Origin of the sequence: Rhizobium sp. NFACC06-2, from assembly GCF_900101425.1 — a bacterium.
Classification (GTDB): Bacteria; Pseudomonadota; Alphaproteobacteria; order Rhizobiales; family Rhizobiaceae; genus Agrobacterium; species Agrobacterium leguminum.
In genome coordinates this window covers 90669-112703 of sequence record NZ_FMVA01000006.1, presented here as the reverse complement: position 1 = coordinate 112703, position 22035 = coordinate 90669, and the positions used below count along the sequence as shown (strand labels likewise).

The following is a 22035-nucleotide window of genomic DNA, read 5'->3' as shown; positions in this document are numbered from 1 at the left end:
GTTGGGATGAAGTACCATCAAGAGTTTTTGCAAAGGAGAATTGCGCGTCTGCGGCGAGCAGCGTGCAAAGGCTCCACTGCCGACAGCGTTCTCACAGGGAAGTGCGGCCAGCAATGACGGAAATCTCACTGCGCGGGCTTGGACATCGTTTTCTGCAACTGATCGTCAGCCTCTTCATCCTGCTCTGCATCACCTTCATCATCGGCCGGGTCATGCCGAGTGATCCGGTCGGGGCAATCGTCGGCGAACTTGCCGATCCCAAGGCCTATGAGGCCATGCGAGCGCGGCTGGGGCTCGACCTGCCGCTTTACCAGCAATTCTTCATCTATCTGCGCGGCCTGCTGCATGGCGATTTCGGCATTGCAATCCTGACCGGCAACCCCGTGACCCGCGATCTGGCGCAGGCTTTCCCCGCCACTTTCGAACTCGCCACGCTGGCGATCATCATCTCGACGGTCGTCGGCGTCCCACTCGGTCTCGCCGCCGCCCTCTTCCGCGACACCTTCATCGACAAGTTCGCGCGCGTGTTTGCGCTGGTGGGACATTCGATACCGGTCTTCTGGTTCGGCATCGTCGGGCTGGTGATTTTCTACGCGAACCTCAACCTTGTCGCGGGGCCCGGCCGGGTCGATGTCTTTTACGAAGGCCTTGTGGAGCCGAAGACGGGATTGATGCTCGTCGACACGCTCCTTGCGGGCGAGACGGAAATCTTCTGGAACGCGCTTGGACACATCATCCTGCCGGCGATCATCCTCGCCTATATGGCCATGGCCTACATCACCCGCATGACGAGGGCCTTCACCCTCGAACAGCTCAGCCAGGATTATGTCATCGCGGCACGGGCCAAGGGTGTCAGCCCAGCACGCACCATAACGCGCCATGTGCTGCCCAACATCGCCGTGCAGCTCATCACCGTGCTGGCTATCTCCTATGGCAACCTGCTGGAAGGCGCCGTGGTCACGGAGATCGTCTTCTCCTGGCCCGGCATCGGCCAATACATGACGAATGCGCTGCTCATCGGCGACATGAATGCGATTCTGGCCGCCACGATCGTCATCGGCTTCATTTTCATGTTGCTCAACTTCCTCGCAGATCTGGCCTACACCACGCTCGATCCCCGTACACGGGAGGCCGCACGATGACCGATATCGCGCATAACAATACCGTTGATCGTCCCAGCGCCCTATCGCGCATCTCGACTACCACCGTGCGGACACTTCGAAAGCTCGCGGACGAACCGCTTGGAATGTTCGGCTTCGCCATTCTGGCCATTCTGATTCTGGTCGCCATTTTCGCTCCGCTCATCGCGCCTTACGATCCTGCGCGCCAAGCTCTCGAAAACGCGCTTCAGCCTCCCAGCTGGGCGCATCTCGCCGGAACCGACGAATTCGGCCGCGATATTTTCAGCCGGCTTGTTTACGGCACCCGCATCACCATCCAGACGGTACTGTCGGTCTCGGTCATCGTCGGTCCTATCGGCCTTGCCATTGGCGTGATGGCCGGTTTCTTCGGCGGGCGAACCGACGCGATCCTGATGCGCGCGACCGATATCGTCCTGTCCTTCCCCTCGCTCGTGCTGGCGCTTGCCTTTGCGGCCGCCATGGGCGCCGGCCTCGGCACGGCGATCATTGCGATCTCGTTGACCGCGTGGCCGCCGATTGCGCGTCTTGCTCGGGCGGAAGCGCTTGTCGTGCGCAATACCGACTACGTCGCCGCCGCCCGTCTCTATGGCGCTTCGCCGCTGCGCATCCTTTTTCTATACATTGCGCCTATGTGCATTCCCTCGGTCATCGTTCGCCTGACGCTGAACATGGCCGGCATCATCCTGACGGCCGCTTCACTCGGCTTCCTTGGTCTCGGAGCCCAGCCGCCGCTGCCGGAATGGGGCGCGATGATCTCCAGCGGCCGTAAGTTCATGCTCGACTACTGGTGGGTCGCCGTCATGCCAGGCATCGCCATCCTGCTGACGAGCCTTGCCTTCAACATCGCCGGCGATACGCTGCGCGACCTTCTGGATCCGCGTCATGCCCGTTCCTGATAGCTCCCCCATCCTCTCGGTCCGCGACCTCAATGTCCGTTTCGGCCGCAACACCATTCCGGCGGTGTCCAACGTCAATTTCGACGTCGGGCGCGAAAGGGTCGGCATAGTCGGTGAGTCCGGTTCCGGAAAATCCACCACCGGCCGGGCCGCCATGCGGCTCCTGCCGAAAAGCGCAACGGTGACGGCGGAGCGGATGGATTTCCTGTCCGAACCGTTGCTCGAAAAATCCGAGCGGCAGATGGGCGCGATCCGCGGCAGCGAGATGGCGCTTATCATGCAGGACCCGCGTTATTCGCTGAACCCGGTGCTGCCCATCGGAAAGCAGGTGGCGGAGGCCGCCGAACTGCATCTGGCGCTGACCGGCAAGGCGGCGAGAGGTGCAGCACGCGACATGTTGCTGCGCGTGCGCATCAACGATCCCGACCGCGTGATGGCGCTTTATCCGCACCAGATATCGGGCGGCATGGGCCAGCGCGTGATGATCGCCATGATGCTGCTCGCCAAGCCCAAGCTGGTCATTGCCGACGAACCGACTTCGGCCCTCGATGTCAGCGTCCGCAAGGATGTGCTTTTGCTTCTGGACGAGATGGTGCGCGAGAATAATTCCGGCCTGATCCTCATCAGCCATGACATCCGCATGGTTGCGGCTTTCTGTGAGCGCGTTTTGGTCATGTATGGCGGGCGCGTCGTGGAAACGCTGACGAAGCTGGAGGAAGCGCAACATCCCTATACGCGGGGCCTGATCGCGGCGATGCCAGATCCCCGCAATCCGGTGCGGCGTCTCAAGGTGCTGGACCGTCAGGCCATCGATGCGGAGGTGATGCGATGATCACGGTAGACAAGCTCGACGTCGTCTACGGCGCAAGGGAAAACCGCAATCACGTCGTGCGCGGCGTCAGCCTCACGGTCAACAGGGGTGAAACGCTCGGCATCGTCGGCGAAAGCGGCTGCGGCAAGTCGACCTTGCTGCGGTCGCTGGCGGGGCTGGAGGCCGGCTGGACCGGCTCCATCAGCTTTAACGGCAAACCGGTCGGCAAGCCCCGCAGTCGCGACGAACTGAAACTGGCGCAGATGGTGTTTCAGGACCCCTACGGTTCGCTGCACCCGCGCCACCGCATCGGCCGGGCTCTCGCCGAACCGATCCGCGCCATGGGACTTGGCGATGGCTGGTCGAAAGTGCCTGCCGCCCTGCAACAGGTGGGCTTGCCCCCACATTTCGCCGAGCGCTTCCCGCATGAACTTTCCGGCGGCCAGCGCCAGCGCGTGGCAATCGCCCGCGCGCTGATCCTCGAACCGCCGATCCTGCTGCTCGACGAGCCGACATCCGCGCTCGACGTCTCCATCCAGGCGGAAATCCTGAACCTGCTTGCAGACCAGCGCGAAGAACGCGACCTCACCTTCGTTCTCGTCAGCCACGACCTCGCGGTCATCGCCCATATGTGCGACCGTGTGCTGGTCATGCAGAACGGCGATTTTGTCGATGAGCTGACCAAGGCCGATCTTGAAGCGGGCGTTACCCATTCGGCCTATTCAGGCGAGCTGTTCGAAAGCAGTTTCCTGTAACGATCACCGCCCGACGGCAACACCTGGCGGCCCATCCACGGCCGCCCCGCCTTCTCCCGTGGCGCAATTTCGGCGATTTCGCCTGCCCGGCAGCGGCCAATCGCCGGCAGGGGACGGGCGATCTTTTGGGCCGATAAATTTCACCACCAACTGCGTTCAAACCACCGGAACAATGCGTTCAGCATTTGTTCTGGATTGCTGTTTGAGTCTTTGCTAATCATTGCGACGACAGGGCAGACAATGGCCGGACATTCCGACGACTGCCATCTCTGAACAAGGTTCTCACCCGTGGGGACAGGCAGGTTATCTAAGGATTGCTGGCATGGCGGTTGCCTATCTGGAAAAGCTCAACGAACAGCAACGCAGGGCGGTGGAGCATGGCGTTGGGCTGGCGGAAGGGCACACGGCCGGACCCCTGCTGATCATCGCCGGGGCCGGTTCGGGCAAGACCAATACGCTCGCCCACCGTGTTGCGCATCTGATCGTGAATGGCGCAGATCCTCGCCGCATCCTGCTGATGACGTTTTCCAGACGTGCCGCCACGGAAATGTCGCGGCGGGTCGAGCGTATCTGCAAACACGTTATCGGGGCGAATTCGGCAATCATGACAGACGCGCTGGCCTGGTCCGGCACGTTTCACGGCATCGGCGCACGCCTGTTGCGTATCTATGCCGAGCAGATCGGGCTTAACATCGATTTCACCATCCACGACCGCGAGGACAGCGCCGACCTGATGAACCTCGCCCGGCACGAGCTGGGTTTTTCCAAAACCGAAAGCCGCTTTCCAACGAAGGGTACGTGTCTTGCGATCTATTCGCGCGTGGTGAATTCCCAGACGCCGCTCAAGGAGATATTGCGCCAGCATTATCCCTGGGTCGCCAACTGGGAGAGCGAACTGAAAGAGCTGTTCGCAGCCTATGTGGAGGCCAAGCAGGTCCAGAACGTGCTCGATTACGACGATCTCCTGCTCTACTGGGCCCAGATGGTCAGCGACCCCGTCCTTGCGGACGATATCGGCAACCGCTTCGACCATGTGATGGTCGACGAATATCAGGATACCAACCGGCTTCAGGCATCGGTGCTGATGGCGCTGAAACCCGGTGGCCGCGGGTTGACCGTGGTGGGTGACGATGCGCAGTCGATCTATTCCTTCCGGGCGGCGACGGTGCGAAACATCCTCGATTTTCCGGCTTCCTTCAGCCCTGCCGCCGACATCATCACGCTTGACCGCAATTATCGCTCGACGCAGCCGATCCTTGCGGCCGCCAACGGCGTCATCGATCTGGCGCGCGAGCGGTTCACCAAGAACCTCTGGACCGAGCGGCAGTCGCTGGAGCGCCCGAAACTCGTGACGGTGAAGGACGAGACCGAACAGGCGAATTTCATCATCGACCAGATTCTCGCCAACCGCGAAACCGGCATGATGCTGAAACAGCAGGCCGTGCTGTTCCGCACCTCCAGCCATAGCGGCCCGCTCGAGGTGGAACTGACCCGCCGCAACATCCCCTTCGTCAAATTCGGCGGCCTGAAATTCCTCGACAGCGCCCATGTGAAGGACATGCTGGCCGTGCTGCGCTTCGCGCAGAACCCGCGCGACCGCGTCGCCGGTTTTCGCTTGCTACAGATGCTGCCCGGCATCGGCCCGAAGAAGGCCGGCAATATTCTCGATGCGATTGCGACAGACCCCGAGCCGCTGCTTGCCCTTGCCGAAATTCCGCCGCCGCCGAAGACCGGCGACGACTGGACAGCCTTCACGCAAATGCTGGTGGGCCTGCGACAGGCGCCGAACGACTGGCCGGGCCAGATCGGGCAGGCGCGGCTGTGGTACGAACCGCATCTGGAACGCATCCATGAGGATGCGGACACCCGCAAGGCCGATTTGCTGCAGCTCGAGCAGATCGCCGGCGGTTACCCCTCACGCGAGCGCTTTCTGACCGAGTTGACGCTCGATCCGCCGGACGCCACCAGCGATCAGGCCGGCGTGCCGCTGCTTGACGAGGACTATCTCAGCCTCTCCACCATCCATTCGGCAAAAGGCCAGGAATGGCGTTCCGTCTTTATCCTGAATGTGGTCGATGGCTGCATTCCCTCCGATCTCGGGGTCGGCACCACCCAGGAACTGGAGGAGGAACGCCGGCTGCTTTATGTCGCCATGACGCGCGCCAAGGACAGCCTGTCACTTATCACGCCGCAACGCTTCTTCACCGGCGGGCAGAACCAGCAGGGCGACCGGCATGTTTACGCCGCAAGAACCCGCTTCATCCCGGCGACATTGCTGCAATTCTTCGAAACGGCAACCTGGCCACTGGTGTCGGCCGCCGCTTCCGAACGCAGCGCGCAGCAGATCCGCATCGATGTGGGTGCGCGGATGCGGGCGATGTGGAAGTAAGAGCGGTGTCCCGGTAATATCGACCTCCACGATGCGCGAACGGACGGGGCCGGCGCGGGCTTAACTTCTGGAGGTTCTTTCTGACACCCGATCACTCTCTAAACGTGAAAACAGACGCTGTTCGATGGAGTTTCCGGCGCTCTTGTGTGGGCGATCAATAAAGCGTTATTGACTGTCCCTACCGATAAAGCCATATCACCCTGAGTAGGCAGACCAGACAGGATCCGCATAGTGCAACTAGAAGCATTCTCGATATCAGGCTTGAAAAAGATAACTCCAGCTCGTTTCGGCGACAGCAGGGGGTACTTCAGCGAGGTTTTCAAGAAAGACTGGTTTCGCGAAAATGTAGCGGATGTGGAGTTCGTGCAGGACAATGAATCCCTCTCCGCGCAGGCCGGAACCGTACGAGGGCTTCATTTCCAGACAGAGCCTTTTGCACAGGGCAAGCTCGTTCGCTGCATTCGGGGACGGCTGCTGGATGTCGCTGTCGATATCAGAACAGGATCGCCCACCTTCGGACAATGGGCGGCTGTCGAGCTGTCACCCGAAAATGGCGAGCAGCTTTGGGTTCCGGCAGGATTTGCCCACGGCTTCATGACGCTCGTTGATAACACGGTCATCTCATACAAGGTGACGGCCCCTTACAGCGCAGCCAGTGACCGCGGCGTCAAATGGGATGACCCCGCCATCGGCATCAACTGGCCGAAGCTGGAAGGCTGCGTCCTTTCCGACAAGGATGCAAAGCAGCCGCTTCTGTCGGAATTGCCTGAATATTTCACCTACCAAAACACTGGGAACTGATGATGCGCGTTCTAGTTACCGGCGGCGCCGGATTTATCGGCTCAGCCCTCGTACGTTATCTCGTTAGCGAGGTTGGCGCGGATGTTCTCACTGTCGACAAGCTGACATATGCAGGAAATCTGGCGTCCCTCAAGCCGATCGAAAATGCGCCGAACCACCGCTTTCTTCAGGCCGACATATGTGACCGGGCTGCGATGAATGAGGCATTCGCGGCATTTCAGCCGGACTACGTGATGCATCTGGCCGCTGAAAGCCATGTCGACCGCTCCATAACCGGCGCCGCCGATTTTATTCAAACCAATATCAACGGCACTTTCACGATGCTGGAGGCGGCGCGCCAATATTGGAGCGGCCTTGCGGAAGACGCCAAGGCGAATTTCCGCATGCTCCACGTGTCAACCGACGAGGTCTATGGCTCACTCGGGGACAACGGCCTGTTTGAAGAAACAACCCCCTACGACCCTTCGTCGCCATACTCCGCCTCGAAAGCCGCAAGCGATCATCTTGCTACGGCCTGGCAGCGTACTTATGGCCTTCCGGTCGTCATTTCCAATTGCTCCAACAATTACGGACCATTCCATTTCCCGGAAAAACTCATTCCGCTGATCATTCTCAACGCGCTGGAAGGCAAGCCTCTGCCGGTCTATGGAAACGGCGCGAACATCCGTGACTGGCTTTATGTGGAGGATCATGCCCGCGCCCTGTGGCTCATCGTCCAGAAAGGTCTTGCCGGCGAGAAGTACAATGTCGGCGGCAGAAACGAGCAGAAGAACATCGATGTGGTCAACTGCATCTGCTCCATTCTCGATGAGCTACGCCCGCAACCTAAGCCCTATGCCGAGCTTATCAAATATGTGACGGATCGCCCCGGCCACGATGCCCGCTATGCCATCGATGCGACCAAGCTCGAAACCGAACTCGGCTGGAAAGCGCAGGAAAACTTCGCTACCGGTATCCGCAAGACGGTGCAATGGTATCTCGACAATGCGTGGTGGTGGCAGCCGCTTCGCGAGGGTGTTTACGCCGGAGAACGCCTCGGCGTTCTGACAAAGGGCTGAGCGAATGCGGCTGGCAGTTACGGGCAAAAATGGTCAGGTCGTCAGCGCCCTCCAGGCACTGGCGAGTGACGAGTTGGAGATCGTGCCTCTTGGTCGGCCGGAACTCGACCTTGCAAAGCCTGAAACTGTTTTGAAGGCGCTACGCGAGGTAAAACCCGATGTCGTGGTATCGGCTGCAGCCTATACAGCCGTTGACAAGGCAGAAAGCGAGCAGGATATCGCTTTTGCCGTTAATCGGGATGGAGCAAGGGCTGTTGCACAAGCGGCAAGTGACATCGGCATTCCCGTCATTCATCTTTCTACGGATTATGTTTTCGACGGCACCGAGGACACCGCTTATGTCGAAAGTGATCCGACAGGCCCCACTTCCGTCTACGGCCGCTCGAAGCTCGAAGGCGAACGAGCTGTTTCGGAGGCCACCGACAATTATGTGGTTCTGCGGACCGCTTGGGTCTATTCGGAGTATGGCAACAACTTCGTGAAGACCATGCTCCGGCTCGGCGAGAACCGCGACGAAATCAATGTCGTTGCGGACCAGTTCGGATGCCCTACTTCGGCCAACGATATCGCTGCCGCGGTCGTGACAATCGCAAGAAAGCTCGTGGAAGATTCCTCGGCCCGTCTTCGTGGGGTGTTTCATCTGTCTGGAACGGGTGAAACGAACTGGGCGAATTTCGCGAAACAGATATTCGCCCTTTCCGCGGAAAACGGCGGGAAGTCCATTGTCGTCAACGACATCACGACTGAGCAATACCCTACCCCGGCCCGGCGCCCGGCAAACTCGCGGCTTGATTGCAGCAAGCTGGAAGAGGTTTACGGCATAAAGCTGCCGAGCTGGCAAACATCAACGCGCGCGGTGGTCACCGCTCTTGCGCAGAGCAAAAAGGAAATGCCATGAAGGGTATCATTCTGGCCGGAGGCAGTGGCACGCGCCTGCATCCGATGACATTGGCGGTCTCGAAGCAGATCCTGCCGGTCTACGACAAGCCGATGATCTATTACCCGCTGACCACGCTGATGCTGGCCGGCATTCGCGAGATTCTCATTATCTCGACACCCCATGACATGCCGCTTTTCCAGTCTCTTCTGGGTGATGGCTCGAAATGGGGTCTCTCCATTGAATATGCGGTCCAGCCGAGCCCGGATGGGCTGGCGCAGGCCTATATGATCGGCGCGGACTTCGTGGCGGGTTCGCCGTCCTGCCTTATCCTGGGTGACAACATATATTACGGCCATGGATTACCAGAACTTCTGCAGGCTGGTACAAGCGTTAACGACGGCGCTACGGTCTTCGCCTATCATGTGAACGATCCCGAACGTTATGGCGTGGTCGATTTCGATAGTGAAATGCGCGCCCTCTCCATCGAGGAAAAACCGGCGAAACCCAAATCCAACTGGGCGGTCACCGGTCTTTATTTTTACGATGCCGATGTGGTCGATATCGCCGCCAATCTCAAACCGTCCGCGCGCGGCGAATACGAGATTACGGATGTAAATCGAACCTATCTCGAGCGTGGCAAGCTGAAAGTATCCATCATGGGGCGCGGGTACGCGTGGCTTGATACTGGCACGCCAGAGAGTCTTCTTGAAGCCGGTGAATTTGTGCGGACGCTGGAGAAGCGACAGGGTTTCAAGATTGCATGCCCGGAAGAAATCGCCTTGAGCAAGGGCTTTATCACGAAATCCGAGTTCTCAGCGCTAGCAGAAAATGCCGGCAAAGGCGATTATGGCGTTTATCTGAGGAGACTCGCCTCCTCGTAAGTGCGCTGAAACATGCGTCCACACCGAGTAAAGCGAACGGTATTACCGCCTTCTGCTATAGCAGCTCATCAAAGTTTGCCGAGTCGACGCATGATGGCGCGCCTAGTCTCTGGAGTAAAAATGGCTAATTTGTCACTCTCAGACGTAACGGTGATCTCTGTTTGCTATAAGAGTGATGCGCTCATAGCGGACATGATCGCGACTGTGCCTGACGAATCACCAATAGTTCTCGTCGATAACGGAAAAACAAACAGTTTTGCGAAGCTCCCTGCCCGTAGAAACATAAAGATTGTTCAGTTGGAGGACAATCAGGGCTTCGGCCGCGGCTGCAATGCGGGCGCGGCTGTTGCGCAGACACCGTGGATCCTGTTTTTAAACCCTGACGCCCGATTGACTGCAGGCGCGATTGAAGCGCTGCTCGAGGCCATTGAGCGTCACCCGTCAGGCGTTGCATTTAATCCACGAATTTCCAACTCGGACGGGAGTGAATATTTCAAGCGACGTTCTTGGTTATTGCCACGCCGCCGCTATATGAAAAAGGGCTGGCCCGCAGTGGATACCGTCGTTCCCGTTTTGAGCGGGGCTGCATTTTTTGTTTCAAAACAAAAATTCGACGCGGTGGATGGCTTTGATCCAGATATCTTTCTTTATCATGAAGATGATGACCTATCATTGCGCCTTGCAAAACTGGGGCAACTCGTATTTGCACGCGATGCCCTTGTTTCCCACGCGGCGGGGCACTCGTCAGGCCGATCTCCAGAAATCGCTCGGCTCAAGGCGTTTCATATGGCGCAATCGAGAATTTATACCGGTATCAAGCACCAGCGGCCGCTTCCAAGACTTTCGACTTTCGCTCAAGCCCTCGCGCTGATCATGTCGCCCAGCGCTCTATTCTCAGCCCGCCGGCGCGCCAAGGCCGCCGGATTTCTCAAGGGCGCAGTCGAATCTATCAAACATCAATCATGAAGCGAACGAGCGCGTAGTAGCAATGGCTATTCGTGTTCCTTCAGCCACGACCAGACGCCGGCAATCCCTTCTCTCAAACCTATCTTTGGCTCCCAGTCAAAATCCATTTTTGCCCGCTCTATGTCGAGAACGGACACCGGAACGTCGAGGCTTCGATGAGGTTTATAGACTATTGGAATGGGACTACCCGTAATCTCCTGTACGATTTCCGCGATGTGGAGGACGGAAGTCCCCGTTCCGCTACCCCCATTGTAGACGCCGACCCTGTCACTGAGAAGCGCGGTGACGCATAGGCTGCTAAGGTCTTTGACGTGAATATAGTCGCGAATTGTGGAGCCATCTCCCCATATTTCGATGGGCTGGTGCTTCAGGGCAAGGTTGAGATATGTGCCTATTATGCCTTGGACGCCCAGGTTACCCTGATAAAGACCGTAAGGATTGGATGCTCGGATCACAACAGGACGTATACCGGCCTTGATCTCATAGAGTTTAAGATAGGACTCTATCGCAACCTTCACTACTCCATACGAACATATCGGATCGAGTATATGTCCCTCCGGAATTGGGACCTCCTGCGGCTTGCCGTAGACAGTTCCACCCGACGACAAATAGAGAATGCGGGTTACATTGCATGCTGCCATATCCTCGAGGAGGCTCAAGGTTCCGAGAAGATTAAGCTCAACATCCTTGCCGGGATCCTTATCGCCCGTGGACGGCACCGTCCCGCTGATAAGATGCGCCACAGCACCGACATCCACCAGAAGCTCGCGCATCAGCTGGCTATCAGCCAACTCTCCCGAAACATACTGTACACCTGCCGGTAGCGGACGACCAGGAAGACGGCTTCTTCCCAGCACCTTCACCTCATGTCCCGCGACTACCAAATCTTCGACAAGGTGGTAACCGATGAACCCACCGCCGCCGAGAACCAATATCTTCATAAAAAGCCTACCACCTTACTGCTGCCAACTTCACTTCCTTGCGAGCACAGAACGATAATGATCGAGATACTCACCAGCGAGTACATCAATATCATATGTCGCTCCAAGGACTTGCGCTTTTTCTCTAAAGCCGTCACGGACATCTTTCTCCAAGATTTTTTCCATGGCGTTGCTCAATTCATTAACAAATCGGTCGTTGTCGCTGTCATTGGCGATTATAATTCCGGCTTGTTGGCCATCGATCTGTGACATTGCTTTGATCTCACCGACATCCGTGGACACGCAAGGGACCCCAACTTGAAGCGCCTGTATCAAGCACAGGGGATAAGATTCACCTGGAAAGCGTGTCGGTATCAGAGCCACGTCGCTAATACGGTAGAGGCCATAAATCTCCTTAACAAAACCAAGGAAGTGAATACTCCCGTCCGTCGCCGCCAAGAGCTTGGCATCGTCCGTGGCTGGCCCTTCCCCCACCATAAGCATCGCCATCGGGACATCAGGTCGGCGCTCCCGCAATAAACGATATGCCCTGACGGCCTCTACCCAGCCTTTGCCTTCAGCCCCTCGTGCAACAAGCGAAAATACGACAGCATCCTCTGCCACACCCAGCTGAGCACGTGTTTTGGGGAACGCTACTTCATCAACAGGCATCGCATTTTTTACTTTTACGAATTTTTCTTTACCGATCTGAAGATTATCGAACGGCCCCAGGTTCCGATCGGCAGTATAGGCGAATTTATCAATTTTCTTGCTCCAGCGGTCGATCCTGCTCGTCGAAACATCCATCGCCTCATAGGAGCCATGCAGTGTCGAAATAAAGGGGGCTGAGATGCCTTGTCCGTCGAGCAAGAACCCTTCGACATTGGCAACATGCGAATGAACCACCGAGATTCCTGCATTCGTGATAAAATTATCTATCCCCATGTCGCGAACCGCATTGGCCGTATAGACAGGGATACCAGGGTCGAGCATACGCCGCACGTCTTTATGATCGTCCGCGTCGTGCATCTGAAGAATGGAAACCATGATCCCCTTGCGGCGAAGTGCATTCGCGAGGTGAATCGGGAATATTTCTCCACCGCCGAACGAAAAGCCCAAAATGCCGACCAGAACATGAATATGTTCACGCGGGACCGCACTAAGGCTCTGGTAATTCACCAGCTTTTGAAATTCTTCGGTCTGGACTCCAGCACTTTTCGAGACGCTGCGACAGACATCGATAAAGCGTTTGAGGGTACCGTCTGGAATGTCCCATCGTTTCTTCAACGATGTCATCAGTCGCGCATATTCTTTGTAATATTCTGGTTTCGATTGAGCGCTGCTACCGGACGTATTGCTATCGTGAATACGGAAATAGCTGACAGAACTCGGCTCGTATGCGATCTGTCCACCCGCTGCGATAGCCGAATAGAGATACCAGTCGCCCATGATTTTGTAACTTCTGGCCTCTTCCCATACCTGATCGGAAATCTCAAAACGCCGCCAGAGGCTTCCTCCGACGTTGGCAATCACATTTTTGACGCCAAAGCCGCCGCGAAACCACTCGGCAGCCGGACGAGTCCGGCGCGCTTCCCAGATCCCTGGCTCACTATCCTCACGGTAATGATCCAGCCCGGCAAAATACTCTCCCTGACTATTCGCAAATTGGATTCGCCCGAACGCCATCATCACGCTTGGGTCACGAAATGCATTGATCATTCTTTCAACGAAAGTCGGCTCGCAAAAATCGTCGCTTTCGCAAATCCAGACCAAATCACCTTTTGCCAGTGAGTGACCCTTCTGCCATTGACGGAACACATTTCCGGAGTTCTCAGTATTATAGACAGCTCTGATACGCTCAGGGAAACGCTTGACATATGCGTCGATTACCGAGCGACTGTCGTCACTGGAGCAGTCATCAAGAACCAGAATATCGATAAGCGGATAGGTCTGCGCCAGGATGCTGTCCAGACGCTGAGGAAGATACCGCGCGTGATTGAAGTTCGGCACGATCGCAGTCACCCTCACGCCGGTCTGGGCGCTGATACTGGAGCGGCTCGCCGCAATAATCCTGTTTGAAGCAATCCTCTGATAATAGTCGAGGCAGAACTGATCGACCTTACGCGACAGCAACATCGGATCGCGCTTTTCAGCCGATTTCAGAAACCTTTTTCGCCTTCGAGTGCTGAAGACACTGACTTCCGACAAGGCGTACAATAAACGAGTATAAATCAAACGCTTCAGAAACTTTGTCAAAGAAGCCCGGCTCATCCAGTTGTTGCGCTGAAGCGCGTCGACTTTGCCCGAAATCTGATCAATGTCCTTCATCAGAATTTCGGCCCAGTGAGCCTGTTCGAACTCTACTCGCTTGAGGACTGGTTCGGACGCTTGAATATCCTGCGAAAAGACGCCGCTCATGCTCACATCATCAACCGGCCGATCCGATGCGACACCGATCATGTACATCGGCGATTCGACACCCGCTGTGGTTGCGCCACTTCTAGAGTCCGTTTCAAAAAAACGCGTAGCTTGGTTTTCAGATGCGATAATTGAGCCAAAACCGATCTTCTGACCATGCATCGATACATGAGTAAAATATTGCCCCAGGAGTTCGTCAAATTCAGACTTTAAAAGCTCCTTGACGTGAAAGGGATTAACCAGCCCTGTCGCGACAGTGTAGGCGTACTTTTCCGGAGTGGAAATGATCAATATTCCATCCGCGCGCAGAACGCGCTTGATCTCCTGCATAAAGCGATCATGGGCCTCGATGTGTTCAAGCGTTTCAAAGGAAATGACGACATCCACCGAAGCCGACGGCAAGGGAATGTCTTCACAGGATCCAACCTTGAAGGAAATATTCTCAGCTTTGTACTTCGACTGTGCGTGACGGACCGCTTCGTCTGAAATATCCACGCCGATCACGGACCTGGCAGTTTCCGCAAGAAGTGCGGAGCCGAAACCTTCACCACCTGCGATATCGAGAACATCTTTGCCTCTGACGAAATTCTTCGCCAGATGATAGCGGTGCATGTGCTCGAGGTAGATATTCCCACCAATTGTCGGTAGATAGCGTTCGCCGGTGAAATCAAGATCGTCGGCCATATTTTTCCTCGGCAAGATGCGTAGCTGATTATGTTTTGAGGCCGATACCCTATTCTCAGGCTCAAGTCGAGACAATGATCCAGCCACTAAAAACCAATGGCTTTATATGAGGTGATAACGCGCACGGTCCGACGACCCGCTTATTTTCCGACGCCTACGCCAACAGCAAGATACCTCAAGAAATCACTGGCCCTTCCCCATGACGGGTATCCAGAAAAAACTTACGACTTTTTTCCTCGTGAAAGGAGTTTTCCCAACCAAAAATTGCCGGATGACTGATCGCTTGATCGTGATGCGCTAATTGCTATCCCCGCAGGATAATCGAAAGTGCTTAGGGAGACTTCATCAAACCCAGCCTCGATGACATGTTTCCACGCATCAGCTCCGTATTCGGTGATGACGAGAAAGTCGGATGCATTGGAGCTTGGGGCACCGTGGTAGCTCTTGGGCAGTCCCGTACGATCGCGGGTCAACCTGCCTACAATTATGGGAACAGTGTAAGCTAAAAGACCGCCCGGTTTCAGAACCCGTCTGCACTCTGACAGCGCTTTTACCGGGTTGTCGACGTGCTCGAGAGTGTCTGAATGAACAACTAAATCGAAGGTTTCATCCGCGTATGGGAGCGAATGCATATCGACCTCTGGATATTCCGCAAGGATACGACCAGGCATCCTCTTTAAGTAGCTAGACAGCTGTGCGCATTCATTGAGTTCGAGAACTTTTTTATCTTTACTTGCAACAACAAAGTCTGCGAACTTTGCACTCCAAGACCAATGACGCATAATAGAGCGTGCAAGCGCTTGGCTGCGAATATTGCAGCCGCAATCCGAACACTGTGTTCCCTGTTGTCGATCGATATATGACCGCTCTAGGTGATCTATCCCCCATTCCTCAGCTAGCTCGTCCCAAATGACGTTGTTACTGACGAAGTCTTCGCTGCCGCAAACCACACATTTCATTTTTTTTCACCACTTCAAAAACATCGAAACCGACGATCCCTTGTATCGCGTTACTTTCGGAAACACCGTGCTTCCTGGTATTTTCGCTCTACAGGTTCAGCTTGATGAAAAGGTAAAGTACTTATGCAGGAAATAACTCGTTGCAACCGGGCTCAAAACACCAATCACATGCGCTATCGCCTCTGGATGAAACCCGAACCCAACGAGTGGGAACAGCCATCTGGCCAATCCGACGCTCACGAGCCAGACCTGGGCCAACGCAACCATGTTCACCAAACCGAAGCGCAGATATTCCGCCTCAGGTCGTCGACCTGATTCCTCGAAAACGAATAGTTTCATGAGGCCATAGGCCGTTGTCATGCCGATGAGGTAGGCTATCACGATTGCAGCAGAATAGCTGGTGATTGTGGATAGCGCTGCCCGCGAAAGAACATTAACGCCGGCAGCTATACCACCTGACAATACGAAGCGAACGAAAGGTGATGAGATCATTCCGGAAATCGATCTCATTTCGGCACGGCTTCAGCCATCGCTCTGCCAAGCCTCACGCTTTCCGCAATGCCCCGATCCTCAGGATAATAATAGGAAGTGTCGGCAATCTGGAGCCCCGAAATGGGCGTCTGAACAGGCGGCAATTTATCGTAGAAATTTGGCTCGCAAACTGGCTGGGCATAGGCGAGCCGGCCAACCTTCGCTTCGATAACATCGTTGTCGCTTACATCGGGATTTACTTTTTTAATGTATCCCAAAGCCTCATCGATGAACTGCTGGTCGGTCCAACTCCATTTGCGATTCGTCGTCGGCATGTAATACGGCACATAAACGACAGTGTCGCTCACGGGGCGAAGATTGGAAAACTCAATCAGCCCGGGTATCTCGATGGTGTCATCAACGATATTGATCCAGAAATGGCGGCTGATGGACTTCTTCAATTTGAAGAGAAGGCAAACCACGCCGATATTGCGAATATCATCGTACTTCTTTTTCGACGCTTCGGGGAGATCAGGTACCAAGCGGGAGACCAACGGCGTCGGCAGGGTGGAAATGACAGCATCGGCGGGAAAAAACCGCTCCTTCGTCCGTACTCCTGCCACCTTGCCATCCGCGCATTCTATTCGTTCGGCGGCAGCGCCGAGATGCAGGCGTCCGCCTTTTTCCATATAGGCTTCGACAAGCGCATCGACCAAGACCTGGCTTCCACCGTCAATATAGCCAAGTTCCTCCTGAAATATCGAGCGCCGGGAGTTGCCTATACGACGCACGCGTGTTGCGATCCAGGAGGCGGAAATATCGTCGGCAAGCTCGTAGAACTTCAATTCCATCAAACGCTTCCAAAGTGTGCCATACACTTCTTTGCCGGAACCCTGTTCAAGCCACTGCCGCGCAGTCTTGTGTTCAATCTTGGAGAAATCGCGCGCTTTCGTCGTCAGGAACATTTGAAGCCCCGTCCGGAATTTTGCGATCAAGCTCAGATGCGGGAACCGTAACAGGGAGATCGGATCGCCCCAAGGATGAATTTTCCCCTTCATGAAGTAACCCATTGACGTTCCACGCCACTTCATCCGGTCGGTGATGCCGAGTTCCCGCATCAGCGCAAAGGTTGGCTCGTCGGATTTACAGACAAAATGATAAAAACGTTCGATCGACAATCCGCCAAAATCAAAATGGGCGGCCATTCCACCGGCTACCGCGTCGCTTTCGATCAAATCGACCTCGTGCCCCAAATTTACGGCGCGATGTGCTGCGGCAAGCCCCATGGCCCCCGCCCCGATCACCACAATGCGGCTCATTGGTACTGTCTCCTAAAAATCCAACACAATCTTGCTGTATGTTGGGTGCAGATAGGTCTCGGTGATTGCGTTACGCAATGGGGTGGCCTCCACCCCAAAGACCGCCGGCCAATCAATGACTGGAAATGTTTCGGGTATCACGAGCGCCTCAAGTTGGCTCGTTGTGAAAGGTGGCTTGGAACTCAACTTTCCGTATACGAAAAGAAGCCACCAAAACACCGTGTAAGGGATATGGATAATCCGGGCCTTCGGCTTCACCGTGGTATGGATCAGATTAATCAGATCGCCATAATATACCTGCTCCAGCCCAGAAATATCGTAGGTACCTGTGGGCATTTTCTCCATGGAAGAGATGATGATCGCCGCAAAATCCCCGACATATAAAGGCTGCCTGATGAACTTGCCGTCACCAGGAATCGGGAAGACCGGCACGCGATCCATGAACCGGCGAAGCCAGCCCAGATGCTTACGGTCAAACCAGCCGAACATCAGTGTAGGCCGCAAAATCACATGCGGAATATCCGTCACTGTGTCGATGAACTGTTCCTGCGCCGTCTTTGATCGCGTGTAGAAATCATCAGCCTTTGAATTCACCACCGAAGATGAGATATGCACGAAATAAGGCGTTTTGTGCTTACGCATCGCCGCTACGATGTTTTCCGTCGCGGTGACGTTGTTCTCTATGAATTCGCGTTCGTCCAGACCACCGATCTGTGCCTGATTTAGCAACACGGTGTCGACACCCCGGAACGCATCTTGCCATTCCCCAGGTTCGGCCAGATCTGCTTCTATGACTTCGATCTCAGGGTTCAACTGGCGCAGCAAAGCTGTGTTGCTGGGATGTTTGTCAATGCCGACGATCTTAAGCCCTTCGACACCCTTGAGGCGCGCAATTATATTTTGGCCGACCAGACCCGCAGCGCCCGTTATAAGAATCTTTCTCATTAGATCTCCATCCGATTGAAGATACGGTTGGGGATATTGCGGATAATCAGCATGATGTAGCGCCAGAATCCCGGCGCATAAGCAATTGGCCCGCCGCGAAGCGCGCTGGCATGAACCACCGCCGCAATCTGCTCCGGCCGCGCCCAAAGAAGGCCGTTCCTGTTCATGCCCTCTGTCATTGGCGTTATCGTCGGACCAGGTTTCACCAGGACAGCGCGCGGCCCTTTATTGGCGAAACGGTGCGCAATCCCTTGCACAAGCACGGCCAGTCCGGACTTTGCTGCACCATAAACATAGTTGGCGCGCCGCCCGCGATCTCCCGCAACCGATCCGATAACTACCAGCGTGCCCCTCGCCTGTCGCTCGAGCAAATCTGCAGACGCCAGGCACCAGGCGGCAGCGGAATTGAAATTTACCCTCAATATCTCTTCCGCAATTTCTGCGTCGCGCTCAGCCTCATATTGATCACCCAGAATGCCGTAGGCGAGAATGATGTGATCGACTCCGCCGATCTGGTCGGCGAAAGCCCGCAGTTGACCAGCAGCGTCATTTGGTGTTGCGAGATCACAGGTAGCAATCTCAACCTGCCCTGCACCGCGGCTCCTCAAGTCGGCCGACGTTTGTTCCAAACGGCCCCTATCGCGACCGACAAGCACAATGGATGCGCCTTCGGCGGCATAGATACGCGCTGTCGCCATAGCGATCGAGGAAGTGGCTCCCAAGAGAATAATTCGCAATTTTTTTCCTTTAATCCTGAGTCACGCGCGTCCAAAAACCTGAACGAAATACCGGATCGACATGTTTTGAGAAGAGACGCCAGTCCGGATAGCCAGCCTGGAATATCCTGGCCGGCATTCTTCCGTCCTTGGCGGGATAAAGCCGTCCTTTAGCTTCCATTACAATAGCATCCAGCCGATCCATCAACTTCAGCGTCGTCTCTCCCCGATTCGGAAAATCCAACGCCAGAGTTGTCCCCTCGCGCGGGAACGAAAGAAGTCCTGGAGACTGGATTGAACCGAATGTCTTAAGGACAGCAAGAAACGAGCCCTGTCCACTCGCGGCAATCGTTTTCAACATCTCATTCGTCGCGTCTTCCTGGACAGACGGGGGGACGACGGACTGGTATTGATACATGCCCCTCCTGCCATACATGCGGTTCCAGCGACCGATCGAGTCCAGCGGATAAAAGAAAGGATAAATACCCGTCCTGCCTTTCCCGCTTTTCTTGCTGCCCCGGTAGAAGTAAGCGGCATTGAAGGCACGAATAGAATAGCTGTTCATCGCCACAGCCGGCAAGCTAACGGGCATGGTGAACGCTGTATTGCCGCTGTCCAGCAGACGGGAACCAAGTTTTGCGTGATTTCCACGCGTAAATATTCCCCGCCCGAGCCTGTCTCCGCCAGAAAGGCAGTCAATCCAGGAGACACTATATTCGAAATCTGCCTCGCTCGCCTCAGCAAGGTGAAAAAACTCTTTTGTATTACCAAATGGAATGTTTTCAACGTCAATGATAGCGCTCTGGATGGGTATCACCTCAAACTCGACCCATGTTATCAGCCCTGTCAGCCCCAATCCGCCGACGGTCGCGGCAAACAGCCCGGTCGCGTCGTCCGCAGCCAACTCGATTTCTTCTCCATCGGATCGCAAGAGGCCGATGCGCCTTACCCAACGGCCTATAGTGCCGGTTCTGTGATGGTTTTTACCATGCACGTCGTTTGCGATAGCGCCGGCTATCGTTACAAAACGGGTGCCGGGGGTGACAGGTATAAAATACCCTTGATGAACAATGATCCTGAGGATGGTGTCGATAGACAAACCTGCCTCTGCACGCAGGAGCCTTGTTTCAGGATCGAAGTGAACCACCCTGTCAAGGGAAGTCATGTCGATCAACCCTCCGTTTGGGTTTAGTCCGCTATCGCCATAGGAACGGCGCAGACCACACGCTAACAAGGGAATATCCAGTTTAAGAGCCTCATTCATCAATGACGGCAATTCGTCTCGCCAGGTCGGCCGCGACAGCATATGCCGGGCCCTAAGCACGCCGCCCCACGAACTAACTCCAAAAGCGGACGCAAAACGGCTCATAGCGCCACCAGAAAAACGATCGCAATAACCGCACCGAGGCCGATGCTTACATTGTCCCTGATAGCAAAACTGACGGGATCGTCGTTCATTCTTCCCCTGTGAGCCAATATCCAAATGCGACCTAGCCATATCGACAACAGGACAGGAATGGCGGATAGAAATTCCGGACGCGCATAGTCATTGCCCGCCAGCATTTCCATCAAGATGAAAATAACCAGAACGACAAGCGACGCCATCGCCGCACTCACGCCGAGCGAAAGTGTGAGCGGCGCATCCCCTACCTCATAACCTCTGCTCTTAAGGCTTGCGGCGCCACTCGTGGACGCACGAACAATCTCGGTATGGCGTTTCGCCACAGCGAGGGAAAAGAAAAAGAACACGGCAAATGTCAACAGCCAAGCCGGACGCGAGTGCTCGAGCAGAACAGCGCCCATCACCACACGTGATGTAAAGAGGACGCCGATTATCAGTGTATCGAGCAGAGGAATACGCTTAAGCCCCAGTGAATAGGCGCCCGTGACAACAAAATACCCCAGAAGCACCGAAGCGAATTGCAATGAAAGCAGGCCTGCAGCAACAAAGCCCGCGACAATAAGTGCTACCGCAAGCACGAAGCCTAATCTGATCGACAAGCGGCCGCTGGCCATCGCCCGGTTACGTTTCGACCAGTGCTGTCGATCTGCGTGCAGATCGGCAATATCGTTCAAAAGATACGTACCAGATGTCACCGCCAGAAGACAGACGAATGCGAGAAGCGTTTCGACAATCAAAGATACGTTTGACCATTGGTGAGCGAGAATTAGCGGAACAAAAATCAAAACGTTTTTTGTCCAGTGATGAACACGAATTGCCTTCAAAAACTCTTTTACACCGAGAGGAGCGGTAGAAAACTCGGCAATCACGGGTTTGTTCAGCTTCCTGGCCTTTGCAGCAACGCCGCTACTCGCACCAGCCAAAACTATTGCATCCGCTGCATCCCAAACCGACAAATCCGCATTGCTATCGCCGACATAGATGAACCCTTCTGGAAAACGCGAGGCCAGATAGTTCGCTTTTGCAGGGCCTTTCAGGTTGCTCTGGCTGGATCCAACTGCGGAATCAAATATTCCAACCTTCGCTGCAACAACATCAACGATCGACTGGTCCGCAGCAGAACACAAATGCAGAGCGTGCCCCTCACCTGCTTTCTGGCGCAGCCAATTCACCAGATCTTCCCTGAATGGCAAAACAAGCGAGGTGAGATCCAAGTGTTTTGCGATGGAGGCTTTAAGGACATGGCGGCCACGTGAAAGGGTTGGCAGCGCCGACAGCAGTGCGAAAGGCTTTCGGAACAATGAGAGTGCCGCGGCCTCATAAAGCGTATCCGATAAAAGAAGCGTTCCATCCAAATCAACGACAATGGGTAAAGCGGACCGGGCCTCGTCAGCTTTGGAACTCTGTCTCTCTGATGGAAGGTTTAAACTCATAATGCCCTTGCTCTCTCACGTCGCGTCGCTACAGCCTATACGAAAATAACCATCCCATTGCTATCCGCTCATTTGCAGAATTGGAAATGCGCCAGCAGACCCTTTCCTGGCAACGCTGCGGGCTTGGGTATGACATCGCCAACCCATAACCGACCGGTATGCAACCAGCTTGACAATTTTCGGCCCAAA

19 protein-coding genes are annotated in these 22035 nt (G+C 55.4%); 10 read left to right on the top strand and 9 right to left on the bottom strand.

Going from position 1 to position 22035, the window contains the following annotated elements; all coding sequences use genetic code 11:
* The first annotated feature begins 113 nt into the window (after positions 1–113).
* The 10 genes from F3H58_RS12685 to F3H58_RS12640 all read left to right on the top strand — a co-directional run bounded on the left by F3H58_RS12685 (position 114) and on the right by F3H58_RS12640 (position 10579).
* Positions 114–1142 (top strand): ABC transporter permease, encoded by a 1029-nt coding sequence (locus tag F3H58_RS12685; protein ID WP_003521789.1) that lies wholly within the window; start codon positions 114–116, stop codon positions 1140–1142.
* The gene (locus F3H58_RS12680; RefSeq protein WP_149742437.1) at positions 1139–2038 is read left to right on the top strand and encodes an ABC transporter permease; all 900 of its coding nucleotides are present in this window, start codon (positions 1139–1141) and stop codon (positions 2036–2038) included. Before F3H58_RS12685 ends, F3H58_RS12680 begins: the two co-directional genes overlap by 4 nt.
* Complete coding sequence (locus F3H58_RS12675; RefSeq protein WP_137454043.1) at positions 2025–2870, top strand: ABC transporter ATP-binding protein; 846 nt, start codon at positions 2025–2027, stop codon at positions 2868–2870. Before F3H58_RS12680 ends, F3H58_RS12675 begins: the two co-directional genes overlap by 14 nt.
* Positions 2867–3604: an ABC transporter ATP-binding protein gene (locus F3H58_RS12670; RefSeq protein ID WP_149742436.1), complete on the top strand. Its 738-nt coding sequence runs from the start codon at positions 2867–2869 to the stop codon at positions 3602–3604. The genes F3H58_RS12675 and F3H58_RS12670 overlap by 4 nt, the downstream gene beginning before the upstream one ends.
* Before the next feature lie 322 nt (positions 3605–3926).
* The gene (locus F3H58_RS12665) at positions 3927–5993 is read left to right on the top strand and encodes an ATP-dependent helicase (protein ID WP_149742435.1); all 2067 of its coding nucleotides are present in this window, start codon (positions 3927–3929) and stop codon (positions 5991–5993) included.
* A gap of 231 nt (positions 5994–6224) precedes the next feature.
* Positions 6225–6794: a dTDP-4-dehydrorhamnose 3,5-epimerase gene (rfbC, locus tag F3H58_RS12660; RefSeq protein WP_149742434.1), complete on the top strand. Its 570-nt coding sequence runs from the start codon at positions 6225–6227 to the stop codon at positions 6792–6794.
* Positions 6795–6796: 2 nt separating this feature from the next.
* Entirely contained in the window at positions 6797–7852 is a 1056-nt protein-coding gene (rfbB, locus tag F3H58_RS12655) for a dTDP-glucose 4,6-dehydratase (RefSeq protein ID WP_149742433.1), read from the top strand.
* A 4-nt stretch (positions 7853–7856) separates the two neighbouring features.
* Positions 7857–8750 carry a dTDP-4-dehydrorhamnose reductase gene (gene rfbD / locus F3H58_RS12650; protein WP_149742432.1) on the top strand — a complete coding sequence of 298 codons (894 nt, stop codon included), beginning with the start codon at positions 7857–7859 and terminating at the stop codon, positions 8748–8750.
* Entirely contained in the window at positions 8747–9613 is an 867-nt protein-coding gene (rfbA, locus tag F3H58_RS12645) for a glucose-1-phosphate thymidylyltransferase RfbA (protein WP_149742431.1), read from the top strand. The genes rfbD and rfbA overlap by 4 nt, the downstream gene beginning before the upstream one ends.
* 120 nt (positions 9614–9733) lie before the next feature.
* Positions 9734–10579: a glycosyltransferase family 2 protein gene (locus F3H58_RS12640; RefSeq protein ID WP_149742540.1), complete on the top strand. Its 846-nt coding sequence runs from the start codon at positions 9734–9736 to the stop codon at positions 10577–10579.
* A 26-nt stretch (positions 10580–10605) separates the two neighbouring features.
* On the opposite strand, the gene F3H58_RS12635 is transcribed toward F3H58_RS12640, so the two are convergent.
* The 9 genes from F3H58_RS12635 to F3H58_RS12595 form a co-directional block, all read right to left on the bottom strand.
* Entirely contained in the window at positions 10606–11520 is a 915-nt protein-coding gene (locus F3H58_RS12635) for an NAD-dependent epimerase/dehydratase family protein (protein WP_149742430.1), read from the bottom strand.
* A 30-nt stretch (positions 11521–11550) separates the two neighbouring features.
* On the bottom strand, positions 11551–14601 hold the full coding sequence (locus F3H58_RS12630; protein WP_149742429.1) for a glycosyltransferase: 3051 nt from the start codon (positions 14599–14601) through the stop codon (positions 11551–11553).
* Between the two features lie 221 nt (positions 14602–14822).
* Positions 14823–15560 (bottom strand): methyltransferase domain-containing protein, encoded by a 738-nt coding sequence (locus tag F3H58_RS12625; RefSeq protein ID WP_149742428.1) that lies wholly within the window; start codon positions 15558–15560, stop codon positions 14823–14825.
* Between the two features lie 96 nt (positions 15561–15656).
* Positions 15657–16070 (bottom strand): GtrA family protein, encoded by a 414-nt coding sequence (locus tag F3H58_RS12620; protein WP_149742427.1) that lies wholly within the window; start codon positions 16068–16070, stop codon positions 15657–15659.
* Positions 16067–17350, bottom strand: a complete 1284-nt coding sequence (locus tag F3H58_RS12615) for an NAD(P)/FAD-dependent oxidoreductase (protein ID WP_149742426.1) — start codon at positions 17348–17350, stop codon at positions 16067–16069. Before F3H58_RS12615 ends, F3H58_RS12620 begins: the two co-directional genes overlap by 4 nt.
* A gap of 12 nt (positions 17351–17362) precedes the next feature.
* Positions 17363–18295, bottom strand: coding sequence for an NAD-dependent epimerase/dehydratase family protein (locus tag F3H58_RS12610; protein ID WP_149742425.1), 933 nt, complete (start codon positions 18293–18295; stop codon positions 17363–17365).
* Positions 18295–19032 (bottom strand): SDR family NAD(P)-dependent oxidoreductase, encoded by a 738-nt coding sequence (locus F3H58_RS12605; RefSeq protein ID WP_286169466.1) that lies wholly within the window; start codon positions 19030–19032, stop codon positions 18295–18297. The genes F3H58_RS12610 and F3H58_RS12605 overlap by 1 nt, the downstream gene beginning before the upstream one ends.
* Before the next feature lie 10 nt (positions 19033–19042).
* The gene (locus F3H58_RS12600) at positions 19043–20317 is read right to left on the bottom strand and encodes an FAD-binding oxidoreductase (RefSeq protein ID WP_149742423.1); all 1275 of its coding nucleotides are present in this window, start codon (positions 20315–20317) and stop codon (positions 19043–19045) included.
* Positions 20318–20376: 59 nt separating this feature from the next.
* On the bottom strand, positions 20377–21846 hold the full coding sequence (locus F3H58_RS12595) for a UbiA family prenyltransferase (protein ID WP_149742422.1): 1470 nt from the start codon (positions 21844–21846) through the stop codon (positions 20377–20379).
* Positions 21847–22035: the final 189 nt, after the last annotated feature.

Coding starts and splice junctions, on each gene's coding strand:
- F3H58_RS12685 (WP_003521789.1), top strand. CDS start 114: ATGACGGAAATCTCACTGCGCGGGCTTGGACATCGTTTTCTGCAACTG.
- F3H58_RS12680 (WP_149742437.1), top strand. CDS start 1,139: ATGACCGATATCGCGCATAACAATACCGTTGATCGTCCCAGCGCCCTA.
- F3H58_RS12675 (WP_137454043.1), top strand. CDS start 2,025: ATGCCCGTTCCTGATAGCTCCCCCATCCTCTCGGTCCGCGACCTCAAT.
- F3H58_RS12670 (WP_149742436.1), top strand. CDS start 2,867: ATGATCACGGTAGACAAGCTCGACGTCGTCTACGGCGCAAGGGAAAAC.
- F3H58_RS12665 (WP_149742435.1), top strand. CDS start 3,927: ATGGCGGTTGCCTATCTGGAAAAGCTCAACGAACAGCAACGCAGGGCG.
- rfbB (WP_149742433.1), top strand. CDS start 6,797: ATGCGCGTTCTAGTTACCGGCGGCGCCGGATTTATCGGCTCAGCCCTC.
- rfbD (WP_149742432.1), top strand. CDS start 7,857: ATGCGGCTGGCAGTTACGGGCAAAAATGGTCAGGTCGTCAGCGCCCTC.
- rfbA (WP_149742431.1), top strand. CDS start 8,747: ATGAAGGGTATCATTCTGGCCGGAGGCAGTGGCACGCGCCTGCATCCG.
- F3H58_RS12640 (WP_149742540.1), top strand. CDS start 9,734: ATGGCTAATTTGTCACTCTCAGACGTAACGGTGATCTCTGTTTGCTAT.
- F3H58_RS12635 (WP_149742430.1), bottom strand. CDS start 11,520: ATGAAGATATTGGTTCTCGGCGGCGGTGGGTTCATCGGTTACCACCTT.
- F3H58_RS12630 (WP_149742429.1), bottom strand. CDS start 14,601: ATGGCCGACGATCTTGATTTCACCGGCGAACGCTATCTACCGACAATT.
- F3H58_RS12625 (WP_149742428.1), bottom strand. CDS start 15,560: ATGAAATGTGTGGTTTGCGGCAGCGAAGACTTCGTCAGTAACAACGTC.
- F3H58_RS12620 (WP_149742427.1), bottom strand. CDS start 16,070: ATGAGATCGATTTCCGGAATGATCTCATCACCTTTCGTTCGCTTCGTA.
- F3H58_RS12615 (WP_149742426.1), bottom strand. CDS start 17,350: ATGAGCCGCATTGTGGTGATCGGGGCGGGGGCCATGGGGCTTGCCGCA.
- F3H58_RS12610 (WP_149742425.1), bottom strand. CDS start 18,295: ATGAGAAAGATTCTTATAACGGGCGCTGCGGGTCTGGTCGGCCAAAAT.
- F3H58_RS12600 (WP_149742423.1), bottom strand. CDS start 20,317: ATGCTGTCGCGGCCGACCTGGCGAGACGAATTGCCGTCATTGATGAAT.
- F3H58_RS12595 (WP_149742422.1), bottom strand. CDS start 21,846: ATGAGTTTAAACCTTCCATCAGAGAGACAGAGTTCCAAAGCTGACGAG.